The 20568-nt window shown below is 66.0% G+C and carries 20 protein-coding genes, 1 tRNA gene and 1 pseudogene; 12 read left to right on the forward strand and 10 right to left on the reverse strand.

Annotation, left to right across the window (positions count from 1 at the left end):
- Nucleotides 1–54: 54 nt before the first annotated feature.
- On the reverse strand, nucleotides 55–555 hold the full coding sequence (locus ACXAJT_RS06290) for an SH3 domain-containing protein (RefSeq protein ID WP_475233908.1): 501 nt from the start codon (nucleotides 553–555) through the stop codon (nucleotides 55–57).
- A gap of 106 nt (nucleotides 556–661) precedes the next feature.
- Here ACXAJT_RS06290 and ACXAJT_RS06295 point away from each other — a divergent pair, with 106 nt between their 5' ends.
- The 3 genes from ACXAJT_RS06295 to ACXAJT_RS06305 all read left to right on the forward strand — a co-directional run bounded on the left by ACXAJT_RS06295 (nucleotide 662) and on the right by ACXAJT_RS06305 (nucleotide 3650).
- A complete protein-coding gene (locus tag ACXAJT_RS06295) occupies nucleotides 662–1648 on the forward strand; it encodes a 2-hydroxyacid dehydrogenase (RefSeq protein WP_475233909.1) in 987 nt (328 codons plus the stop codon).
- 22 nt (nucleotides 1649–1670) lie between these two features.
- Nucleotides 1671–2531 (forward strand): dTDP-4-dehydrorhamnose reductase, encoded by an 861-nt coding sequence (rfbD, locus tag ACXAJT_RS06300; RefSeq protein ID WP_475233911.1) that lies wholly within the window; start codon nucleotides 1671–1673, stop codon nucleotides 2529–2531.
- 132 nt (nucleotides 2532–2663) lie between these two features.
- The gene (locus tag ACXAJT_RS06305; protein ID WP_475233913.1) at nucleotides 2664–3650 is read left to right on the forward strand and encodes a hypothetical protein; all 987 of its coding nucleotides are present in this window, start codon (nucleotides 2664–2666) and stop codon (nucleotides 3648–3650) included.
- Nucleotides 3651–3683: 33 nt separating this feature from the next.
- Here ACXAJT_RS06305 and ACXAJT_RS06310 read toward each other — a convergent pair.
- A pseudogene (locus tag ACXAJT_RS06310) lies at nucleotides 3684–4552 on the reverse strand (Hint domain-containing protein).
- Between the two features lie 530 nt (nucleotides 4553–5082).
- Here ACXAJT_RS06310 and ACXAJT_RS06315 point away from each other — a divergent pair.
- The 3 genes from ACXAJT_RS06315 to kdsA are packed head-to-tail and all read left to right on the forward strand — an operon-like array spanning nucleotide 5083 to nucleotide 7639.
- Nucleotides 5083–6036 carry a KpsF/GutQ family sugar-phosphate isomerase gene (locus ACXAJT_RS06315; protein ID WP_475233915.1) on the forward strand — a complete coding sequence of 318 codons (954 nt, stop codon included), beginning with the start codon at nucleotides 5083–5085 and terminating at the stop codon, nucleotides 6034–6036.
- Entirely contained in the window at nucleotides 6033–6821 is a 789-nt protein-coding gene (locus ACXAJT_RS06320; protein WP_475233917.1) for a 3-deoxy-manno-octulosonate cytidylyltransferase, read from the forward strand. The genes ACXAJT_RS06315 and ACXAJT_RS06320 overlap by 4 nt, the downstream gene beginning before the upstream one ends.
- Entirely contained in the window at nucleotides 6818–7639 is an 822-nt protein-coding gene (gene kdsA / locus ACXAJT_RS06325; protein WP_475233919.1) for a 3-deoxy-8-phosphooctulonate synthase, read from the forward strand. The genes ACXAJT_RS06320 and kdsA overlap by 4 nt, the downstream gene beginning before the upstream one ends.
- A 45-nt stretch (nucleotides 7640–7684) precedes the next feature.
- Here kdsA and ACXAJT_RS06330 read toward each other — a convergent pair whose 3' ends face one another.
- From ACXAJT_RS06330 to ACXAJT_RS06355, 6 genes are all read right to left on the reverse strand, one after another.
- On the reverse strand, nucleotides 7685–8401 hold the full coding sequence (locus tag ACXAJT_RS06330) for an LrgB family protein (RefSeq protein WP_475233921.1): 717 nt from the start codon (nucleotides 8399–8401) through the stop codon (nucleotides 7685–7687).
- Nucleotides 8398–8772: a CidA/LrgA family protein gene (locus ACXAJT_RS06335; RefSeq protein ID WP_475233924.1), complete on the reverse strand. Its 375-nt coding sequence runs from the start codon at nucleotides 8770–8772 to the stop codon at nucleotides 8398–8400. Before ACXAJT_RS06335 ends, ACXAJT_RS06330 begins: the two co-directional genes overlap by 4 nt.
- Before the next feature lie 372 nt (nucleotides 8773–9144).
- Nucleotides 9145–9220 (reverse strand) — tRNA-Thr (locus ACXAJT_RS06340).
- A gap of 45 nt (nucleotides 9221–9265) precedes the next feature.
- Entirely contained in the window at nucleotides 9266–10831 is a 1566-nt protein-coding gene (locus ACXAJT_RS06345) for a heme biosynthesis HemY N-terminal domain-containing protein (RefSeq protein WP_475233926.1), read from the reverse strand.
- An 18-nt stretch (nucleotides 10832–10849) separates the two neighbouring features.
- Nucleotides 10850–12427 (reverse strand): hypothetical protein, encoded by a 1578-nt coding sequence (locus ACXAJT_RS06350; RefSeq protein ID WP_475233928.1) that lies wholly within the window; start codon nucleotides 12425–12427, stop codon nucleotides 10850–10852.
- Nucleotides 12428–12440: 13 nt separating this feature from the next.
- The gene (locus ACXAJT_RS06355) at nucleotides 12441–13241 is read right to left on the reverse strand and encodes a uroporphyrinogen-III synthase (RefSeq protein WP_475233929.1); all 801 of its coding nucleotides are present in this window, start codon (nucleotides 13239–13241) and stop codon (nucleotides 12441–12443) included.
- 87 nt (nucleotides 13242–13328) lie between these two features.
- Here ACXAJT_RS06355 and tsaD point away from each other — a divergent pair, with 87 nt between their 5' ends.
- From tsaD to ACXAJT_RS06375, 4 genes are read left to right on the forward strand one after another with little or no spacing between them, the layout of a single operon-like run.
- Nucleotides 13329–14408, forward strand: a complete 1080-nt coding sequence (tsaD, locus tag ACXAJT_RS06360) for a tRNA (adenosine(37)-N6)-threonylcarbamoyltransferase complex transferase subunit TsaD (protein WP_475233931.1) — start codon at nucleotides 13329–13331, stop codon at nucleotides 14406–14408.
- Nucleotides 14405–15364, forward strand: a complete 960-nt coding sequence (locus ACXAJT_RS06365; RefSeq protein WP_475233933.1) for an NAD(P)H-dependent glycerol-3-phosphate dehydrogenase — start codon at nucleotides 14405–14407, stop codon at nucleotides 15362–15364. Before tsaD ends, ACXAJT_RS06365 begins: the two co-directional genes overlap by 4 nt.
- A gap of 2 nt (nucleotides 15365–15366) precedes the next feature.
- Entirely contained in the window at nucleotides 15367–15639 is a 273-nt protein-coding gene (locus tag ACXAJT_RS06370) for a YciI family protein (protein ID WP_475233934.1), read from the forward strand.
- A gap of 10 nt (nucleotides 15640–15649) precedes the next feature.
- Entirely contained in the window at nucleotides 15650–16069 is a 420-nt protein-coding gene (locus ACXAJT_RS06375) for an EVE domain-containing protein (RefSeq protein ID WP_475233936.1), read from the forward strand.
- Between the two features lie 315 nt (nucleotides 16070–16384).
- Here the strand turns inward: ACXAJT_RS06375 and ACXAJT_RS06380 are convergent, their stop codons facing one another.
- Nucleotides 16385–16726 (reverse strand): DUF2853 family protein, encoded by a 342-nt coding sequence (locus tag ACXAJT_RS06380; protein WP_475233938.1) that lies wholly within the window; start codon nucleotides 16724–16726, stop codon nucleotides 16385–16387.
- A 271-nt stretch (nucleotides 16727–16997) separates the two neighbouring features.
- Here ACXAJT_RS06380 and ACXAJT_RS06385 point away from each other — a divergent pair, with 271 nt between their 5' ends.
- Together ACXAJT_RS06385 and ACXAJT_RS06390 are read left to right on the forward strand one after the other, a co-directional pair.
- Nucleotides 16998–17435, forward strand: a complete 438-nt coding sequence (locus ACXAJT_RS06385) for a universal stress protein (protein WP_475233940.1) — start codon at nucleotides 16998–17000, stop codon at nucleotides 17433–17435.
- Between the two features lie 17 nt (nucleotides 17436–17452).
- On the forward strand, nucleotides 17453–18994 hold the full coding sequence (locus tag ACXAJT_RS06390) for an alanine/glycine:cation symporter family protein (RefSeq protein ID WP_475233942.1): 1542 nt from the start codon (nucleotides 17453–17455) through the stop codon (nucleotides 18992–18994).
- A gap of 64 nt (nucleotides 18995–19058) precedes the next feature.
- Here ACXAJT_RS06390 and ACXAJT_RS06395 read toward each other — a convergent pair whose 3' ends face one another.
- A complete protein-coding gene (locus tag ACXAJT_RS06395) occupies nucleotides 19059–20408 on the reverse strand; it encodes an esterase-like activity of phytase family protein (protein ID WP_475233944.1) in 1350 nt (449 codons plus the stop codon).
- Nucleotides 20409–20568: the final 160 nt, after the last annotated feature.

Genomic DNA, 20568 nt, shown 5'->3' on the forward strand with positions numbered 1-20568 from the left:
CGGGCAGGCGCTTGCCCGGCGGCTTCGCCTTGATTCCGGGCGACTTGGCGCCCGTTACTCCCGGATCTCGTCCGGCGCGACGCCCCATATGGCACTCTTGGGCGCCCAGCCTTCGTAACCGCCCGCAGACAGCTGGCACCAATCGGGGTTGCAGGCCTCGAGATGTGCGATGACGCCAAGCGCCAGCTTCGCCTCCACCGCCGCCGAGAAATCGGGCTGCGCGTGCAGCTCCAGCATGTCTTGCTCGACCAGCACCGTGCGCACGCCCGACAGCAGCGCATAGTGGATCCAGCCGCCCGCGCCGTCCTTGTCGCGCACCCGGCGCCAGTGGCCATATTCGGCGATGATCTCCAGCGGCATGTCGCGCCGCTTGTAGACCCAGTCGATGCGGTGGGTGAGCGACGGGCCGCGGCGCGCGTTGCCCTCGCTCGTCTTCAGCGAAACGTAGCGCGGCAACGGAAGGTTGGTGACCGGTCCGCGTTCCTCGGCCGCCTGCGCGGCGGTGCCGCAAAGCAGGGCGGCAAGCAGCCCCGCCAACACAGAAGTCCTGACCATCGTGTCTGTCCTGCCCGAGAATTTCCGCCGGGGTTCTTGTGCCCCGTGCATGCATGGGACACTGTGCCAAAGCGCAGAGCGTAAGGAAAGGGAGGCCCCACCCGCCATGCCGCAGAAACGCCTGACTGTTGTCGTCACGCGACGTTTGCCAGAGGCGGTCGAAACCCGCCTGAGCGAGCTTTTTCACGTCAAACTGCGAACCGAGGACACCCCGATGACTCGCGCAGAATTGACCGCCGCCATGGCCGAAGCCGATGTGCTGGTGCCCACGCTGACCGATCAGATCGACGCCGGGCTGATCGCGCAGGCCGGACCGCGGCTCAAGCTGATCGCCAATTACGGCGCCGGGGTCGATCACATCGACGTCGAAACCGCCCGCACGCGCGGCATCATGGTGTCGAACACCCCCGGCGTGATGACCGATGACACCGCCGATATGGTGATGGGTCTGATGCTGGCGGTGATGCGCCGCATGCAGGAGGGCCTTGCCACAATGCAAGAAGGCAACTGGGCTGGCTGGGCGCCGACCGCCTTTCTCGGCACGCGGCTCGGCGGCAAGCGGCTAGGGATCCTCGGGATGGGCCGGATCGGTCAGGCGGTGGCGCGGCGCGCCTCGGCCTTTGGCATGCAGATCCACTACCACAACCGCCGCCGCCTGCGACCGGAAACCGAGGAGGCGCTGGAGGCAACCTATTGGGAGAGCCTCGATCAAATGGTGGCGCGGATGGACGTGGTCTCGGTCAACTGCCCCCACACGCCCTCGACCTTCCACCTGCTGAATGCGCGGCGGCTGCGGCTGATGAAACCCTCGGCGGTGCTGGTCAACACCTCGCGCGGCGAGGTCATCGACGAGGCCGCGCTGACCCGGATGCTGAAGGCGGGCGAGATCGCCGGCGCCGGGCTCGACGTCTACCAACACAAGATCAGGGGCAATCCAGAACTGGTGAACATGCCCAACGTGGTGATGCTGCCGCATATGGGCTCGGCGACGCTGGAAGGCCGCATCGAGATGGGCGAAAAGGTGATCATCAACGTCAAGACCTTTGCCGACGGGCACCGCCCGCCGGACCAGGTCGTTCCGGCGATGCTCTGAGGCAGAAAGACAGGGAAGACAGATGCGCGTTTTGGTCTTCGGACGTACCGGGCAAGTGGCCCGCGAACTGCAACGCCGCGCGCCGGTGGTGGCGCTGGCCCGCGATGAGGTCGATCTGACCGACCCGGCCGATTGCGCCGAGGCGGTGCGCGCAGAGGCGCCCGATGTGGTGATCAACGCCGCCGCCTATACCGCCGTCGATCAGGCCGAGAGCGACGAGCAGACCGCCGCCTTGGTCAATGGCGCGGCCCCCGGCGCGATGGCGCAGGCCTGCGCCGATCTCGGCATCCCCTTCGTGCATATCTCGACAGACTACGTTTTTGACGGCTCCGGCGATCAGCCCTTCGCGCCCGACGCCCCGACGGCTCCGCTTGGCGCCTACGGGCGCACCAAACTGGCGGGCGAAGAGGCGGTGCGCGCCGCGGGCGGGGCGCATGCGATCATCCGCACCTCGTGGGTGGTGTCAGCGCACGGCAAGAACTTTGTGAAGACCATGCTGCGGCTTGGCGCCGAACGCGACCGGCTGACCATCGTCGCCGACCAGATCGGCGGCCCCACCCCAGCGGCGGATATCGCCGCGCTTTGCCTTGCCGCTGCCGAGCAGTTGATCGCCGACCCCGAGAAATCCGGCACCTATCACATCTCTGGCGCGCCGGATGTCAGCTGGGCCGATTTCGCCCGCGAGATCTTTGCCCAAGCCGGGATCACCTGCGAGGTCGCCGACATCCCCTCGTCCGAGTTTCCGACCCCGGCCAAGCGGCCCGGAAATTCGCGCATGGACAACAGCAGCACCGAAACCGCCTTCGGCCTGGCGCGGCCCGACTGGCGCATCGGGCTGGCCGAGATCCTGCGCGAACTGGACGCCAGACCGCAGGACGGCTGACACCCAAGGACCCATCAAGTTCACGTAAAAACGGGAGGAATGTCCGCTTTCGGGCCATCTTCCCGCACCTCTTCTGCCGCCCCGCTGCGCGATTGTGGCGTCATCGCATGGGTGGCGGAAGAAGAGTGAACCATGGAACCGACATATGACATCGTCCCGTCCGACTGGCGGGCCGGGGGACTGGGCAACGGCGTCCACCCCCTGAACACATACGACACCGACGCGCACGATCTTGCGCTTCTTGATGCCGGCATCGCCGCTGGCAGTTTCGGCTACGGCATGGCCGATCCCCGCGACGCCGGGCAGGTCAACATTGTGCCGGACACAGCGCCAGAGACGTATGATCTGGCGTATGATGCGCTCGCCCATGAACGGGCCGAGTTGACGCCAAGCCGAAAGTCGAAATTCAACCTGTTCCGGGGCGAACCGGATGGCAGCGTCAGGGGGCTGCGCAACGCCGCAATCAGCCTCGGCTACCTGCCGGATCGCGAAGCTCGAGAGGACGGCGACGGTGCCGAGGATCTTGCCCACGCCGAAGGCGGCTATGGCGAAAGCTGGCGCATCGGCTGGACCGAGCGCCTGCCCGAGATCATGCAGCTTTCGGTAGACGGCCCGCTCGAAGATATGGGGCTCGACGCAAGCGGACATGTGCCCCGCGCGCCTGTGCCCGACCCCATCGGCGGCAGCGCCGATAAATCGGCCCATGACCCGGCCGGAGGGCAAGCCGCGAGTGGACAAAGCTCTGGCGGACACGGTTCTGGCGGAAATGGCGCCGAGTTGCAAACCGATGCCGCTCTGCCCCGGCTCTCGCCGCATGCCCATGCACTTCTTGCGCGCATGCTCGACGAGGACTCCGAAGAGGCTGAGAACTTCGAGTTTCTGAGCCATGACGCCCCGCAGGCGGCGACACACACGGACGCTGCGACCGGGGCGGCGATCGCCGAGGCCGAAGTGCACTTCATCGAAAGCCAATATGCCGCGCTGCACGGCGCATTGTTCGATGGCGACGCACCGATGGACGTTCATCTGCACAAGGAGCCGCCAGCGGAGTTCCACGGACATGATGACCCCACATGGCGGACTTGGCTGCATCCCCTCGATGACCACGGCTACTCCTGAGGCGCCCCCGCGCGGCGCGTCCTCAGAACCGCGTCAGGCGGCCTCCTGCATCAGCAGAGCCGCCTCTCGCGCGCTGAGGTTCCGCCTCGCGTGGTCGCCGTAAATGCCTGGCCTTGCGCCAACCCCCGGAAGCAATCCCAGAAGGCGCGCACGGTCGTCATCGCAGAGGCTCCAGAGCGCGGTATTGGCGGGGTGGAAACTCTCGGCCTCGACACCATTGGCGAAAACGATCCCGTGCCGAGGCAACAGCAGGTGCACGTAGGTCACCTCCCGCAACACCTTGTCGCGCAGGATCGTATCGCCTTCACCAGATGCTTGGCCGCCACCAGCACCTCATCGGTGCTGAACAGAGCCCGGGCAATGGGCCCACGGATCAGCATCCGGTGCTCAGGCGAGACGAGAAGCTCATCATCGGGCCGATCGATCCCGAAGGCGCCTGCACGAAAGCGCACGGGGCGCAAATCGGGCATCGCATACAGCCGCGCGCCGCTCATCCTGCGGCTGCCGATCCAGTGCACCGGCTGAGCCCCATCGTCCTTCGTCTGCACACAATCGCCCTCGCGCAGATCTTCGATTGCGACGAGCCCTCGCGGCGTGAGGATCCGCGTCCCGGCTGCGAAGCAGATCACGCCGCTCTCGTCCGGGTGCCGGTGGTTCTGCTGAAAGTTTGGGGACCGGGTGCTGTGCACGACCCACATATCCTTTCCACGCGGCGGGACCTCTCCGACGAACATCAGCAAGGGTCGTGGGCTTGCGGCGACCTCGATCTCCGTCACGGTGTAGCTCTTGAGACCGTCGGTCACGACGAAGCCAGAGACCGCCCTCTCGGCCTCTCTCGCGCCTGACATGCTGCTTTTCGTCCTGCCAACTGCCGCCCGGCGCTGCGCGGATTGATCCGTCATGGCTGCGGCCACCAAACGGCGCACCCGTTGCGCCGCGCGCTTTCGAAACTCTGCGTCCCCATCTGCCCAGTCGACCACACCAAGCCCAGACGGCCCCAACCTGCAGGGACGAGTGCGGCGCGGCCTTCAGGCCATCTATGCGCGTCTGCGACCAAGAGATGACGAACGTGCCCGTGATTGGCCGCTGTCATGTCCCGTAGTCCTGCTCTTGCTTGTTCTTGTGCGTTTGAAAATAGCAAGTACGGGCTTGCCTAACTAGCCCACCCACAAGCGGCAGAGATCTAAATCCGACACGAATTGTGTCATTTTCTTACACCCGAGGAACGTGGCTGGGACTCGGATAACTCACAGCAGCAGCGCAGCGGGACGCGCAACGCCCCCGGCCTCGCGCGCTGTGCCGCTGCGACTCGCAGCTTCGCCAGCGCTCAACCGGCGCCGAGGCGCCTGCTCGCCAGCCGCCATGCCCCCCAGACATTGGACAAGTCCGCATTCGCGGGCTAACACGCGAGGACGTCACAATAGGGAATACCATGCCCGAAACCCCCTCTGACATCGCACGCGCCGTGCTGGCCACCGAGACCGACGCGCTGACCCGGCTCTCGGACGAACTTCCCGCCGATTTCGACGCGGTGGTCGCGTTGCTGCTAAGCATTCGCGGCCGTGTCATCGTCTCGGGGATGGGCAAATCCGGCCATGTGGCCGCAAAGATTGCCGCCACCCTCGCCTCGACCGGGACGCCGGCGCAATTTGTGCACCCCGGCGAAGCCAGCCACGGCGATCTGGGGATGATCACCTCGGCGGACGCGGTGATCCTGATCTCCAACTCCGGCGAAACCCGCGAACTGGCGGATATGATTGGCTATTGCGCGCGTTTCTCGATCCCGATGATCGCCATGACGAAGCGCGTGAACAGCACGCTCGCCAGCGCCGCACAACACCTGCTGCTGCTGCCCGACGCGCCCGAGGCCTGCGCCATCGGCATGGCCCCGACCACGTCGACGACCCTTTGCATGGCGCTTGGCGACGCGCTGGCCGTCGCGCTGATGCGCAACCGGGGCTTCGGACGCGAAAGCTACGCGCATTTCCACCCCGGTGGATCGCTCGGCGCGGCGCTGCTGCGCGTCTCGGCGGTGATGCACAAGGGCGACGAACTGCCCGTGGTCGCCCCCGAAACGCCGATGAGCGAGGCGCTGGTGACCATGTCGCAGAAGGGCTTTGGCGTCGCGGCAGTGCTCGACGGCGGCAAGCTGCTGGGCATCATCACCGACGGCGACCTGCGGCGCAACATGGACGGGCTGCTGGACCGCCGCGCGGGCGATGTGGCCACGCCCGGCCCGCTGACCACCCGCCCCGACACGCTACTTACGGAGGCTCTTGGCGTGCTGAACGAAAAGAAACGGACGGTCCTTCTGGTCCTCGACGAGGCAGACCACCTTGTCGGCCTGCTGCACATCCATGACGCGCTGCGGGCAGGTGTCGCATGAGCGCGGTCATCTTCATCCCCGCCCGCTACGCCTCGACGCGCTATCCCGGCAAGCCGCTGGTCGAACTGACCGGCGCCACCGGCGAGAAGAAATCGCTGATCCAGCGCGCGTGGGACGCGGCGCGCAGCGTCAAAGGCGTCTCGGCGGTCTATGTGTTGACCGACGACAGCCGCATCGCCGAGGCCGCGAAGGGTTTTGGCGCCGATGTGCTGATGACCTCCGAGGCTGCCCGCAACGGCACCGAACGCTGCGCTGAAGGCGTGGCGCAACTGCCCGAAAGCCCCGATATGATCATCAACCTGCAGGGCGACGCGCCGCTGACCCCGCCGTGGTTCATCGAGGCGCTGATCGACGCGATGCAGGATCCGAGCGTCGAAATGGCCACCCCGGTGCTCAAGACCGACCCCGAAACGCTGGCCAACTTCGTCTCCGACCGCCACGCCGGTCGCGTCGGCGGCACCACCGCGGTGATGCGCGGCGACGGCACCGCGCTCTATTTCTCCAAAGAAGTGCTGCCCTATGTGGGCAATCTCGAATCCCCGCCCGAGGTCTGGCATCACGTGGGCGTCTACGGCTACCGCCCCGCCGCGCTGACCCGCTACGCAGGCTGGGCCGAGGGCCCGCTGGAGCGCGCCGAGGGACTCGAACAGCTACGCTTTCTGGAAAACGGCACGCCGGTCACCTGCGTGCCCGTCGAGGCGCGCGGCCGGGTGTTCTGGGAGCTCAACAACCCAGTCGACGTGGCCCGCATCGAGGCCGTGCTGCAAAAGGAAGGCATCGCATGAAACCCGTTACGGTCAAGGACGTCACCTTCGCCAATGACGCGCCGCTGGCGCTGATCGCTGGCCCCTGCCAGCTCGAAAGCCTCGAGCACGCGCGCATGCTGGCCGAGAAGATCGCCGCCGCCGCCGAGACGGCGCGCACCCCATGGGTGTTCAAGGGCAGCTTCGACAAGGCCAACCGCTCGTCGCTGTCGGGCAAGCGCGGCATCGGCGTGGATGCGGGCCTCGACATCCTGTCGCAAATTGGCGCCGAGTTCGGCGTGCCGGTGCTCACCGACATCCACACCGCCGAGCAATGCGCCACGGTGGCCGAGGCGGTCGACATCCTGCAAATCCCCGCCTTCCTGTCGCGCCAGACCGACCTGCTGCTGGCCGCCGGCGAGACCGGTGCGGCGATCAACGTCAAGAAAGGCCAGTTCCTCGCGCCGTGGGACATGGCCAATGTCGCCGCCAAGATCGCCAGCACCGGCAACGAGCGGCTGCTGCTCTGCGAGCGCGGTGCCAGCTTTGGCTACAACATGCTGGTGTCGGACATGCGGTCGCTGCCGATCATGGCCGAGACGGGCTATCCGGTGGTCTTCGACGCCACCCATTCCGTGCAGCTTCCGGGCGGACAGGGCAGCTCGTCGGGCGGCCAGCGGCAATATGTGCCAACGCTGGCTCGCGCCGCCGTCGCCGTCGGCTGCGCCGCAGTGTTCATCGAAACCCACGAAGACCCGGACAACGCGCCCTCGGACGGGCCCAACATGGTGCCGATCGACCAGCTTGGCGCGCTTCTGAGCAAGCTCCGCGCCTTGGACGAAGTGGCGAAGGCGGGCTGAATTCACCATATGGGCCGGGTCTTTCCGGCCCATTTCGCCGCTGCTTCAATCAAACAAATGCAGCACCAGCGGCGCGAGGATGCCCGTCAGCACCGCGTTCATCCCCATGCCGATGCCGGCAAAAGCCCCCGCCGTCGGGTTCACCTGCAGCGCTCGCGCCGTCCCCACGCCATGCGCCGCGACGCCGGTGGCAAAGCCGCGCCCGCGCCAATCGCGCAGCCCCAGCGCATTGAGCATCGGCGTCACGGCAATCGCCCCGATCATTCCCGTCAACAGAACCAGCACCGCGGTCATCGCCGGATCACCGCCAAGCTTCTCCGAGATGCCGATCGCCACCGGCGCGGTCGCCGACTTCGGCGCCAGAGACGCCAGCAGCTCGCCCTCCGCTCCCAGAGCTTTGGCCAGGGCCAGCGCCGAGACAACGGCGGTCAGCGAGCCCGCCAGCAGCGCCAGCAGCATCGGCAGCGCCGCCTTGCGCACCCGGCGCAGGTTGGCATGCAGCGGCACCGCCAGTGCCACCGTCGCCGGACCAAGCATGAAGTGGACGAACTGCGCGCCTTCGAAATAAGTCTCATAGGGCGTGCCGGTGACCATCAGCAGCGTGCCCAGCAGGATCACCGACAGCAGCACCGGGTTGAACCAAGGCCGTCCACGGCTCAGCCGAAAGATGCGGTCGGCGATCCAATAGGCCACCAGCGTCGCAGTGAGCCACAGCAGCGGCCCGCTTTCGAGATAGGACCAGATCAGCAGCGGGTCGGTCATGCCTCTTCCTCATCGTCGACATTTCCCGTGAGCCGCGCCACCCACTCGAAAGTCAGCGCGCCGACGCAGATTGCCAGCAGGGTCGAACCGATCAGCGCCACCCCCAGCGCCAGCGCGTGCGACGCCAGATCCGACAGCCGCGCCACCGCGCCGACGCCCACGGGCACAAAGAGCAGCGAGAGGTTCTGCAGCAGAAAGCTCGCCACCGGTCGGACCAGCGCCAGCAACCGCTCCGACAGCACCATGCCAACGACCAGCGCCACCATGGCCAGCACCGGACCGGGGACAGGCAAGGCAAACATGCGGGACAGGATTTCGCCGCCAAGCTGGAACAGCAGCAGCGCAATGATACCGGTGACGATGGCGGGCACGTGACTTGTCCTTGTGCAGCAATTGGGCTCGGTCACCAATTTGCGACTGACGCTGGGGCAAGTCGAGGGCAGAGCGGGCATCGGCATGTGGAGTCGGTCAAAAATTGCCCGAATGACCGCCCGATAATCACTCTCCGGCCACAGCCGCTTCGTCTAGAGGAAAATATCCCGGGGGAGTCCGCACCGCGGACGGGGGCAGAGCCCCCACATGCCTGCACCGCCCGCACCGCGCACGAGGGGCAAGCGACCGAAAGGCCTTGCGCGCCGCACGGTGTCACCGTCCCAAGCCGGCTCCCTGCGGCCAAGCATCATGCGAAAAAGCAAAAGGCCACCCAGCTGGGTGGCCTTCTGATCCAGCCTCCGAAGAGGCGGTGGTGCCGCTGAAGGGACTCGAACCCCCGACCCCATCATTACGAATGACGTGCTCTACCAGCTGAGCTACAGCGGCACTGGTGGGCGGCCTCTTAGCACCAGGGCCGCCCTAGGAAAAGGCCTATTTTGCCTTCTCGGGTTCGGGCGTGTCCGCCGGGTCCTCGACGGTCTCGGCGTCCTGCACGTCGGCGCGCTCCGACGTCTCCGCGCCGTCGCTGTCCGCAGCCTCGGACGCCGGGGTTTCCGGCGTCGGCGTCAGCACTTCGGGCGCGTCAGCCTCGGGTTCGGCGGTCGGCTCGGCCTTCTTGTCCTCCAGCGCGCCGATGATCAGCGGCAGCATCTCGGCCCCGGCGGGCGCCACGTCGGAATGCGGCGGGTTGCGCCAGCTGAGCGTATCGAAGCCCTCGCAGTTCTCGCAGACCGGCACCCATTCGGCGTGCACATGGTGACACTTGTCGCACACCCACTGCGGACCGCGCGGCGCCACCAGCGCCTTGGCCAGCCAGCCGCGCACCACCGCCTCGTCGGCCCCCTCGCCCTTGGCGATGGCTGCCATGACGGTCAGCACACGGGCATCCGGCTCGGTCTCGGCAAGGTTGCCCACGGCGCGCCGCGCTTCGGGGAAATCCTCGGCGGCAAGCGCCAGTTCGGCCTTCAGCAGGCGCGTCTCGCGGTGGTCCGGCTTGACCGAGGTCAGCGTGCCGAAGCGCTTCATTCGCGCCTGCGGCGTTTCGTCGGGGACGATCTCGGCGAAGGCCGCGGCGAGGTCGGGGTGCGGCTGCACCGACCACGCCTTCTTGAGAATGCGGGTCGCCAGCTTGGGTTTTTCCTGCGCGATGTAGGAGCGCGCCGCCATCGAGGCACCGGGGATCAGGTCGGGCGAGCCTTTGGAGGCGGCAATCGCCGCCTCGCGGGCCTCGATCGGCTTGTCCTCGTCCATGATGTCCTTGGCTTCCGACAGCGCCAGCACCGCATCGCGGCGCCGGTAGATGTCGCGCGGCAGCGCGCCGTGCTTGAGCTTGGCCGAGAGCGTCTTGCGGGCGCCCTGCCAGTCATGCTTCGAGGCCTGAAGCTGCAGCAGCACGTCCTGGATTTCCTCGTGCTTCGGCTTCAGCGCAAAGGCGCGTTCGGCCAGCTTCAGCGCCGTGTCGGTGTCGCCCTTGGCCAGCTTTTGCTTGAGCATGCCGCGGATGCCGACAAAGCGCGTCTGCTCGTTGGTGATGAGCTTCTTGTAGACCTCTTCGGCCTTGCGGGTGTCGCCGGTCAGCTCGGCGGCCTGTGCGGTCAGCAGATGCGTGACCTCGGGCTTGTGCAGATAGCGCTCGGCCTTCTGCGCCTTGGCCATGGCAAGCTTGCCCTCGCCCGAGGCCAGCGCCAGCAGGCCCTCGGACATGGCCTGATAGCCTTTGCGCTCTCGGTTGCGGTCGAAATAGCGCGACAGCGCGGTGTCATCGCCATTGATGAACTTCAGCACCGCGATCAGCAGCGACACCAGTTTGAAGACCACCCACAGCACGACCACCAGCACGATGGCGGCGATCACCGATTGGAGCGGCCCAAGGGTAAATTCCATTCCGCCGGCAGTGATTTGCACCCCGCCCTGACTTTCCATCAGGTACCCGGCCCCGAGGGTCAGCGCCGCCACGGCGGCGACGAAGAGAACGATTTTCAGAAGTGACCAAAGCATGAAAACGAGCCCTTACCCTCAGTTCTGGTTCAGAGTTTGTGCGACGGAGTCGGCCCCGTCGAGTGCAGCCTTGCGCGCTTCGGCAAGGGCGGTCCAGGCCGACAGCTCTTGCTGCGCCGGCTCCGGAAGCGCCGAGATCTCGCTCAGCGCGGCACCGATGTCACCCGAACGCAGCGCCGCTTCGGCGCGCGACAGGACCGCATCAGGATCATCGCCCTCGCGCGGTTCGACAGAGCGCGCGCCAAGCTGGTTGGCGAAGAACGTGGTGACACGGCTGGTGGTGTCTTCGTTGGTCGACTCGGCGCGGCGCGCGGCCGAGAGCGCATCACGCGCCGCCGGCGGGAAGTCCGCCTCGAGCGCCGAAAGCGTCGGCACGCCGTCGCCCGCCGGGGCGCTCAGCCCCTCGGGCACGTCGACGCCGTTCTCCTGCAGCGTGGCGAGCGCCTCGGCATAGGGCGCACCGTCGCGCAGCGCGGTCTCGATATCCGCCAGCGCCGAGCGCGACTCGGCGGTCATCGCCTGATCCGAGGCCGCTTCGCGCGCCTGCATCGCCTCCTGCGTCATCTGCTCGACCTCGGCGCGCTGCGTCTCGATCGCCGTGCGCACGTCGGCGAGGGCCTGTTCGTAGGCCTCCATTGCCTCGGGCGAAACGGATTCCGACAGCCACTGGTTCTGCATGTTCTCGATCTGCGTCTGCAGTTGCGCCACCTGCTCGCTCAGCGAGGCGGCACTGCCCTCGGCAGCGTCCATGCGCTGGCCAAGATCCACGGCAGAGTTTTCCAGATCGGTCAGATCGATCCCGCCCACCTGCGCGGCGGTGTCGTCCAGCGTCGCGCCGAGCGCATCGATCTGCTGCGATTGATCGGCCAGCGCGGCGCGGGTCTCTGCCTCGAAATCCCCCGCGGCATCGCCGAAGGGGAACGTGCCGGACTGATAGGCCGACGCGCCCCAACCCAGCGCCGCGGCGATGATCCCACCGACGACCATGGGCACGAAGCCGCCCTTACGCTCGACCACTTTCTCTTGGATGACCTGCGGCGGCACCGAGGCAGCGCTTTCGCGCGTCGGGGCCGTGCGGTCTTCTTCGACCACAACGGTGTCGGCACCGGCCGCGCCCAGCGTGTCATCCGCCTGCGCGGGCGTGTCCTTATCCGCGCCATGCTCGGCGTTAAGCTCGACCGCTTCGCCCACCGAGTGGATCGATTCCATCGAATTCGCCGGCTCGGGCGCGGCATCGCTGGCAAGCGTGTCGTCGCCATCCGAGGTCGACAGCGTGTCGTCACCGGAGAGCGGATCGCCTTCCCCAACCGTATCGGCCTCGTTCAACGTGTCATCCCCCTCGGCCCGGTCCGTGTCGGCCCCCGGCAAGGTGTCATCCGCATCGGCATCTTCGGTGTCATTGGTGGAGGCGTTCTTCACCTCCGCCGCCAGCGTGTCCTCGCCCTCGGAGGCGGTCACGCTCTCCTCGGGGGACTCGCCGTCCGAGCTCTCGCCTACCGAGGTCTCGTCATGGGTGGGCTCGGTTTCAGGTGTCTTGCCCTCGTCCCGTTCCGTATCTTCATCGACGCCGGTCTTTGGCTTCTTCTCGTCCGCCACGCGTTCCACCCTTTCAATCTGTCGCGCGCGGGTCCCTGCCGGACCCGGCGTCACGTTGATAACTTTTCACAGACCCACCGCGCTCCACAAGCGGTCGCGCGCATTCTAGGAGCTTTCCCACCGACTTACGCATGAGCCGGCTATCGGGTCGCAAAACAATCTCTGAGTCGTGAACATAGTGGCCCGAGCATGCTGCGGCCACCTCTGCGCTCATGTATGCGGCGAAAAGCGGCGCGGTTGCGCTAACCTCCCGGGCCTCATCCACGAAAATCGCGGCGCTGCGCGGTGAAAAAAGCGGCACTACCACCGGAAGCGGCCCCTGCAATGCCGCCTTCGCCTCTGCGGTCAGCGGGCGACTCGGCTGATCGTAGATCACCGTCTCGGCGCAGGGCTGGCCCGCCGCACTCAGCCGTGCTGCCAGATCGCCGCGGGCATGGGTGCCGCGAACGTGCAGCAACGGACCGCCCGGTGCGTCGGCAAGGATCAGCGAAAGCAGCGAGGTGGCATCGCCCTCGGCCACATGCGGCGCCATGCCGATCTCGCGCGCCGCCTGCGCCGTCGCCGCGCCCACCGCATAGCACAGCGGCACAGGCGCTCCGCCAAGCTCGGCATAGGCACGCACGCCGTTGGCAGAGGTGAAGATCAGACCGGCGACACCCTCCAGCGCAGGCAGCGGCCCGGTCACCTCGACCTCGATCAGCGGGCTGAGAATTGGCGTGAACCCGGTGATGCCATCTTCGGCCAGAGCCTGTACGAACCGCTCGGACGCCGCCCGCGGGCGGGTGAGCAGAAGGAGGGGCTGAGGCTCGGGCATCCGTGCTCCTGTATTCAGCGGGCCGGGATTGTGGCGACGGTGCACTGGTGGTAGCTGCAGTACCAAAGGGATGCAACGGACGGGCTGATGGCTGAACTGACGATCCTCGGGCTGGAAAGCAGCTGCGACGACACCGCCGCAGCGGTGCTGCGCGGGCGCGAGATCCTGTCTTCGGTGGTGCTGGGGCAGGCAGAACTGCATGCGTCCTTCGGGGGCGTGGTGCCCGAGATTGCCGCCCGCGCCCATGCCGAAAAGCTCGATCTGGCAGTGGAACAGGCGTTGGTGCAGGCGGGCGTTCCGGTCGCCGAGCTTGACGCCATCGCCGTTACCTCGGGCCCCGGCCTGATCGGCGGCGTGCTGTCGGGGGTGATGATGGCCAAGGGCATCGCCGCGGCCACCGGCAAACCGCTGATCGGGGTGAACCACCTTGCCGGCCACGCGATGACGCCGCGGCTGACCGATGATCTGCCCTATCCCTATCTGATGCTGCTGGTCTCGGGCGGTCACTGTCAGTTCCTCGTGGTGCGCGGGCCGCAGGATTTCACCCGGCTTGGCGGCACGATCGACGACGCCCCCGGCGAGGCTTTCGACAAGACCGCCCGCCTGCTTGGCCTGCCGCAGCCCGGCGGCCCGTCGGTTGAGGACGAGGCGCAGACCGGCGACGAGAAGCGCTTCCGCTTTCCGCGCCCACTGCTCGACCGTGAAGGCTGCGACCTGTCGTTCTCGGGGCTGAAGACCGCCTTGCTGCGCATGCGCGACAAGCTGATCGACGAACAGGGCGGGCTGCACGCGCAGGACCGCGCCGATCTCTGCGCCGGGTTTCAGGCGGCGGTGCGCGATGTGCTGGTCGAGAAGACCCGGCGCGCTTTGCGGCTCTATCTGGGCGAAAACCCCGCTCAGCCAGCACTGGCCGTGGCCGGCGGCGTGGCCGCCAACACGGCCCTGCGCGGCGCGCTCGAGACGGTCTGCGACGAGATGGGCAGCAGTTTCACCGCGCCGCCGCTGCGGCTGTGCACAGACAACGCGGCGATGATCGCCTATGCGGGCGGCGAACTGCTGTCGGCGGGCGAGCGATCGGACATGAGCCTTGCGGCACGCCCGCGCTGGCCGCTCGACAAGGCCGCGGCCCCGCTTCTGGGCTCCGGCAAGAAAGGCGCCAAAGCATGATCGGCGTTCTGGGGGCCGGCGCCTTCGGCACTGCGCTGGCCGTGGCGCTGGCCAGCGACGGGCGGCAAGTGATGCTCTGGGGGCGCAACGCCGAGACCATGGCCGAGATGGCCCGCACCCGGCAGACCCCGCGCCTGCCCGGCGTCACCCTGCCGGACAACATCGAGATCACCGCCGACCTGCCGCGCGCGGCCGCAGCCGAAACGCTGCTGCTGTCGGTGCCGATGCAGACGCTTTCCGCCGTGTTGGGGTCGATTGACAGCCCTCTTGAGGGCCAAAAGCTGGTCGCCTGCTGCAAAGGTATTGATCTGGCCACCACCACCGGCCCCAGCGACGTCATCGCCCATGCCAAGCCCGGTGCCCTGCCCGCCATTCTCACCGGCCCGAGCTTTGCCGCCGATATCGCGCGCGGCCTGCCCACCGCGCTGACGCTGGCCTGCGCGGATGCCGAGGCGGGTCTGGTGCTGCAGCACGTGCTGTCGACCAAGACGCTGCGGCTCTATCGCAGCACCGATGTCACCGGCGCCGAGATCGGCGGCGCGCTGAAGAACGTCATGGCCATCGCCTGCGGCGCCTGCATCGGCGCCGGCTTCGGCGACAGCGCCCGCGCCGCGCTGATGACCCGCGGCTTCGCCGAGATGACTCGGCTCGCGGTGCATCTTGGGGCGAAACCAGAGACGATTGCGGGGCTTTCTGGCCTTGGAGATCTGGCGCTGACCTGCACCTCGGACCTGTCGCGCAACTATCGCTACGGCCAGTCGCTGGGTCGCACCGAAGGGTTCGACCCTTCTGTCACCGTCGAAGGTGCCGCCACGGCACGGGCGGTCACCGCCCTGGCCGCGCGCGAAGGGATCGCCATGCCGGTCTCTGCGGTTGTCGCGGGTCTGACTGAAGGCCGCGTTACCATTGCCGAAGCTCTGGATGAGCTTCTTTCCAGACCCCTCAAGGAGGAATGACCATGCTCGTCGCGCTTATCGCCAAGGACAAACCCGGTGCCCTGCAGATCCGCAAGGACACGCGCACCGAACATCTCGCCTATATCGAGAGCACCGGCGTGGTCGCGCAGGCCGGCCCGCTGCTGGACGACGCGGGCGAAATGGCAGGCAGCCTTGTCATCCTCGACGTCGAGGACATGGCCGCAGCGCAGCACTGGGCGGACAACGACCCCTATGCGCTGGCCGGTCTTTTCGAAAGCGTCAGCCTGACCGCGTGGAAGAAGGTCATCGGATAAGGACGGTGCGATGAGGTACTGGCTTTTCAAGTCCGAACCCTCGACCTGGTCATGGGATGATCAGGTCGCCAAGGGGGAGGCGGGCGAAGAATGGGACGGCGTGCGCAACTATCAGGCCCGCAACTTCATGCGCGAGATGAAGCTGGGCGACCGCGGCTTCTTCTATCATTCGCAGAAGGAAAAGGCCGTTGTCGGCATCGTCGAGGTCTGCGCCGAGGTGCATCCCGACAGCAAAGCCGATGATCCGCGCTGGGAATGCGTGGACATCAAGGCCATCGAGAAGCTGCCGACGCCGGTGACTCTGGACGAGATCAAGGGCGATCCGGCCCTTTCGGACATGGCCCTCATCAAGCAGGCGCGCCTGTCGGTGCAGCCGGTGACCGAGGCGGAGTTCCAGCACATCTGCGCCAAGGGCGGCCTGAAGGGCTGAGCCCCGATGCTCAGTCCGCACGGCGTGCAGCCCTGTCTCCATGCGCAGGCTTCTGCAGCGCAGGCGCAGGACAGGCCACGCTCCGTTAGGGCAAGCCAGAGTTAGGAAAAGCCTGAGTTAAGACAAGCCGGAGTTAGGAAAAGCCGGAAATCGAGAAGGGGTCCGACACACCGTCGGACCCCTTGCCACCCCACGCGCACTCCCACGGGCGCTGCGGTGAAACCGGATCCGACCTTCTGGCCGGACCCCGAAGATGACACGGCAAAGCAGCCTTGGCAAAGCCGGACTGTCTAAAATCCGCCCGACCTCTGCGGCTCAGTCGTAGATGGCGTCCTTGCCGAAATGCTTGGTCAGCAGGTAGTAGACGACCGCGCGGTACTTGTTCCGCTCGGAGTGGCCGTAAGTCTCGACCACCGAATGGATCGCATCCATCAGTTCCGGACCATCGTCGAGCCCCAGCTTCTTGATCAGGAAGTTGTCCTTCACCGTTTCCAGTTCGTGCGGCTGACTGGCGGCGACGGTCGAGGCATCAGCGTCGTAGATCGACGGGCCGCAGCCGATGGTCACCTTGGTCAGCAGGTCCATGTCCGGCTCGACACCGCATTTGCTGCGCAGATCCTCGGCGTATTTCTCAATCAGCTCGTCTCTCTTGCCCATGATGTCTCTCCCAAAGGACATGTTGCGCCGGGCGACCGCAGCCGTTCCCTGGCAGCCCGACTATAGTCAGGCCGTATTGTTGATAAAAAGGAGAAAATTTTCCCCTATCTCCAGCCGCTTTCAGCCGGAACCTCCGGCAGTCCGCTTTTTTTCGTGACAAATGCGTAACGTCACCCGCAGCATGGACGCTAGGGAAAGCGTCCGCCAGATAACCCCACCAAAACAGGGGACCGCAGGCGCGCTCCTAGAAAAATCATACCGGGGAAATCAAATGGCAACAGAAACGTTTGTCGTCGCCTACGAGAACAAGGAGGGTGATGACGGCCTGCTCGACTATGCGATCGCGCGGGCCAAGAAGGACAACGCAGCCCTGCTGCTTGTCCATATTCTGGAATGGTCGCCCTACACGTTCCTCACGCCGCAGGAAGTGGAAGAACGCCATGGCCGCCGCAAAGCGGAACTGGCACGCGCCAAGGAGGTGATCCTTGATCCGGCGCTGGCCAAGGTCAGCGCGGCGGGGCTCGAGGGCGATTGCCGCATCCGCTATGGCTCGGTGGTCGAGCTGGTGGCCGAGATCGCCAGCGAAGCCAAGGCGAGCATGATCTTCGTCGGACGCTCCGGCACCGACTCGATGGCCGCGCGGATCTTTGGATCGGTGCCGCTTGGGCTTGCACAGATCGCCCCCGTCCCCACCGTCATCGTGCCCTGAGCCGAGGAGACCCTTTCTTGTCCTACCGTATCGCTTCCCTCTTTGCGCTCGTCACCGCGCTGCTGCCCCTGCAGGCCGCCGCGCAAGGCATCGACGAGACCATCAATACGCTTTTTGCTGATTACACCGGCTGGTATGTGGCGCTGATCTTCGCCGATCTGCCGGGCACTAACTTTTCATGGATCGCCCTGTGGCTGGTGGTCGCGGCGCTGATCTTTACCGTCTATTTCGGCGCCATCCAGCTGCGCGGCTTCGCGCATTCCATCTCGCTGGTAAAAGGGGATTATTCCGACCCCAATGACGCTGGCGAAGTCAGCCACTTCCAAGCGCTGGCAACAGCGCTCTCGGGCACCGTGGGCCTTGGCAATATCGCCGGTGTTGCGGTGGCCGTGGGCATCGGCGGGCCCGGCGCCACCTTCTGGATGATCATGGCCGGCCTTTTCGGCATGGCCACCAAGTTCACCGAATGCACGCTCGGTGTGAAATACCGCAACGAGTATCCCGACGGGCGCGTTTCGGGCGGTCCGATGTATTACATGACCAAGGGCTTTTCAGAACGCGGCCTGCCGGGCGGCAAGATTTTCGCCATTCTTTTCTGCATCTTCACCATTCTAGGCGCGCTCGGCGGCGGCAACATGTTCCAAGCCAACCAAGCGCATGCGCAACTTTCGGGTGTGCTCGGCGACTACCCCGGCTGGATCACCGGGCTGCTGCTCGCGGCCGTGACCTTCATGGTCATCGTCGGCGGCATCAAGTCGATCGCACAGGTGACCGAGAAGGTGGTGCCGTTCATGGGCATCTTCTACGTGGTCGTCTCGGTGATCATCTTGCTGATGAACTTTGACCAGATCGGCTGGGCTTTCGGCCAGATCTTCCAAGGTGCCTTTACCGGCCTTGGCGTGCTGGGCGGTTTCACCGGCGCGCTGATCCAAGGGTTCCGCCGCGCCGCCTTCTCCAACGAGGCGGGCATCGGTTCGGCGGCCATCGCCCACTCGGCGGTGCGCACCAAGGAGCCGGTTACCGAGGGCTATGTCGCCCTGCTCGAGCCGTTCATCGACACGGTGGTGATCTGCACGATGACCGCGCTGGTAATCGTGATCACCGGGGTGCTGAACGTCGATCCCGAGACGGGTCTCTACATCTGGAACGCCGAAGCGGGCCGCATCTCGACCACTGGCGAGGTCGCTGGCGTCGAACTGACCTCGGCCGCCTATGCGCGGGCGTTCTCGTGGTTCCCGGCGCTACTGGCCATCGCGGTGGTGCTCTTCGCCTTCTCGACGATGATCTCGTGGAGCTACTACGGGCTCAAGGCGTGGACCTATCTGTTCGGCGAAGGCGCCGCGAAAGAGACTGTGTTCAAGGTCATCTTCTGCCTGTTCATCATCGTCGGCGCCTCGGCCAACCTTGGCCCGGTGATCGATTTCTCCGACGCGATGTTGTTCTCGATGGCCGTGGTGAACGTGATCGCGCTGTATCTGCTGATGCCGATCGTGAAGCGCGAACTGGCGAGCTACGTCGGGCGGTTGAAGTCCGGAGAGATCAAACGCTTCAAGGGCTGAGCTTTAGACCCACGACACAAGAGGGGGCGCTGCAAGGCGCCCCTTCTTTTTCGCCTTACTCGGCTCACTTGGCGGCGAGCAGTTCCGGCACTTCGAGCAGGATGAACTCGTTGTGCGCCGCCTCGCCCGGCACGCGCCCGCCCGAGAACGGCAGGTTGTTGTCGTTGGCGACCATGATGTGGCTCTCATCCACGGCAATCACGTCCTCAATGGTGAAGAACGGAAAGCTGAAGGTCTCGCCGCCCGCGCCCAAGCCGTCCAGCGCCTTGGCGCCCGGATCGGCAATGTTCAGCAGGTCGATCTGGCCGATGCGGCGGATAAAGCCCTCGGCGTCAGTCTGGCTCATGTCAACCAGCACGATGTTCTTCACCTTGGCGGGGTTGGGGTAGCAGTCCGAGGTGTCGGCCGCGCCCTCGGCACAGGCCTGCGCCATGTCGCCTTCGCCGTTGTCACGCTCGATGATCAGCGCGCGTGTCTCGTCGATGAAGTTGAAATCACCGATCGCCGTGGCCCCTTCTGCAAGCTTGAACTTCACACTCTCACCCGTCCATTCCCCTGCTTTAGGGTCGAACGCGAGGACGCGCAGGAACGGCCCCTCGATCTCGCCGCCTTCGATCAAGAGGGGTTTTTCCAGCATCGCCCAGAGCAAATCCGTACCCGGCTGCAGCGCCATGCCCTCGTAACCGCCCGAACGCTGCACCTGATAGTCGCTGCCCGCCTCGGCAGGGACGTAGACGCTGTAGGTGTCCGGCCCGTGCAGTTCCTTGCCGTCCAGCTTGGTGGCGAAGACCTCTTTCACCACGCCATCCAGACCGGCGCGGATGATGTAGGGGCCGAACTCGTCACCGATCCAAACCTCGCCGTCGAGCACCTGAATCGACTCTGTATCGAAGTCTGCGCCTGTCAGATAGCGGCTCTCAGTGCCCTCGTAGGCAATGCGGAAAGGCACCTTGTGGTCGGGGTCCGACAGGAAGATGGTCTCGCGGCGCTCGACACTGCCGGTCTCGAAATCCGGGGCCATGCGGTGAAAGAACAGCATGGCGTCGGGCGAGTTGCGCTTCGAGCCAAAGCCGTTGTCGGTGAGCGTATAGAAGCTGCCATCCTCCGCGCGGGTCATGGCAAAGCCAGACATGCCCTGCACCGGCTGGCCGATGAACGGCAGCGCGATGCCGGTGCCGTGGTTGCCGTAGTTTTTGCCGGTGTTTCCCTCGACGCTCATCGCCTGCGCGTTGCGGGCGCCGCCGGTGAACTTGCCCGACAGCCATGCATCGCGCGGCGCATCCGCCGGCGGCTCGACCAGCGACAGGCCGGGCAGGTAGGCGTGACCGGCCAGCTTGGCCGGAAAGACGTCCTGAGCGGTGGCGGGCGCGGCAAGCGCGGTGGCAAGAGCGAGAACGGAAAGCGAAAGGCGCATCGTGAATCTCCTCAAGGATGCTGCGATGCGCCGCTGCTACCGCCTTTGCGTAAAGCTCACGTGGCCGTGATGTGACGCGGCGGTGAAACCGCGCGCCCTTTCATCTTTCTGCAAATACTCCCGCCGGAGGCACAGTCCCCGCCAAATGCGAAACGCCCCA

Source organism: Salipiger sp. ABF4_146 (assembly GCF_056161345.1).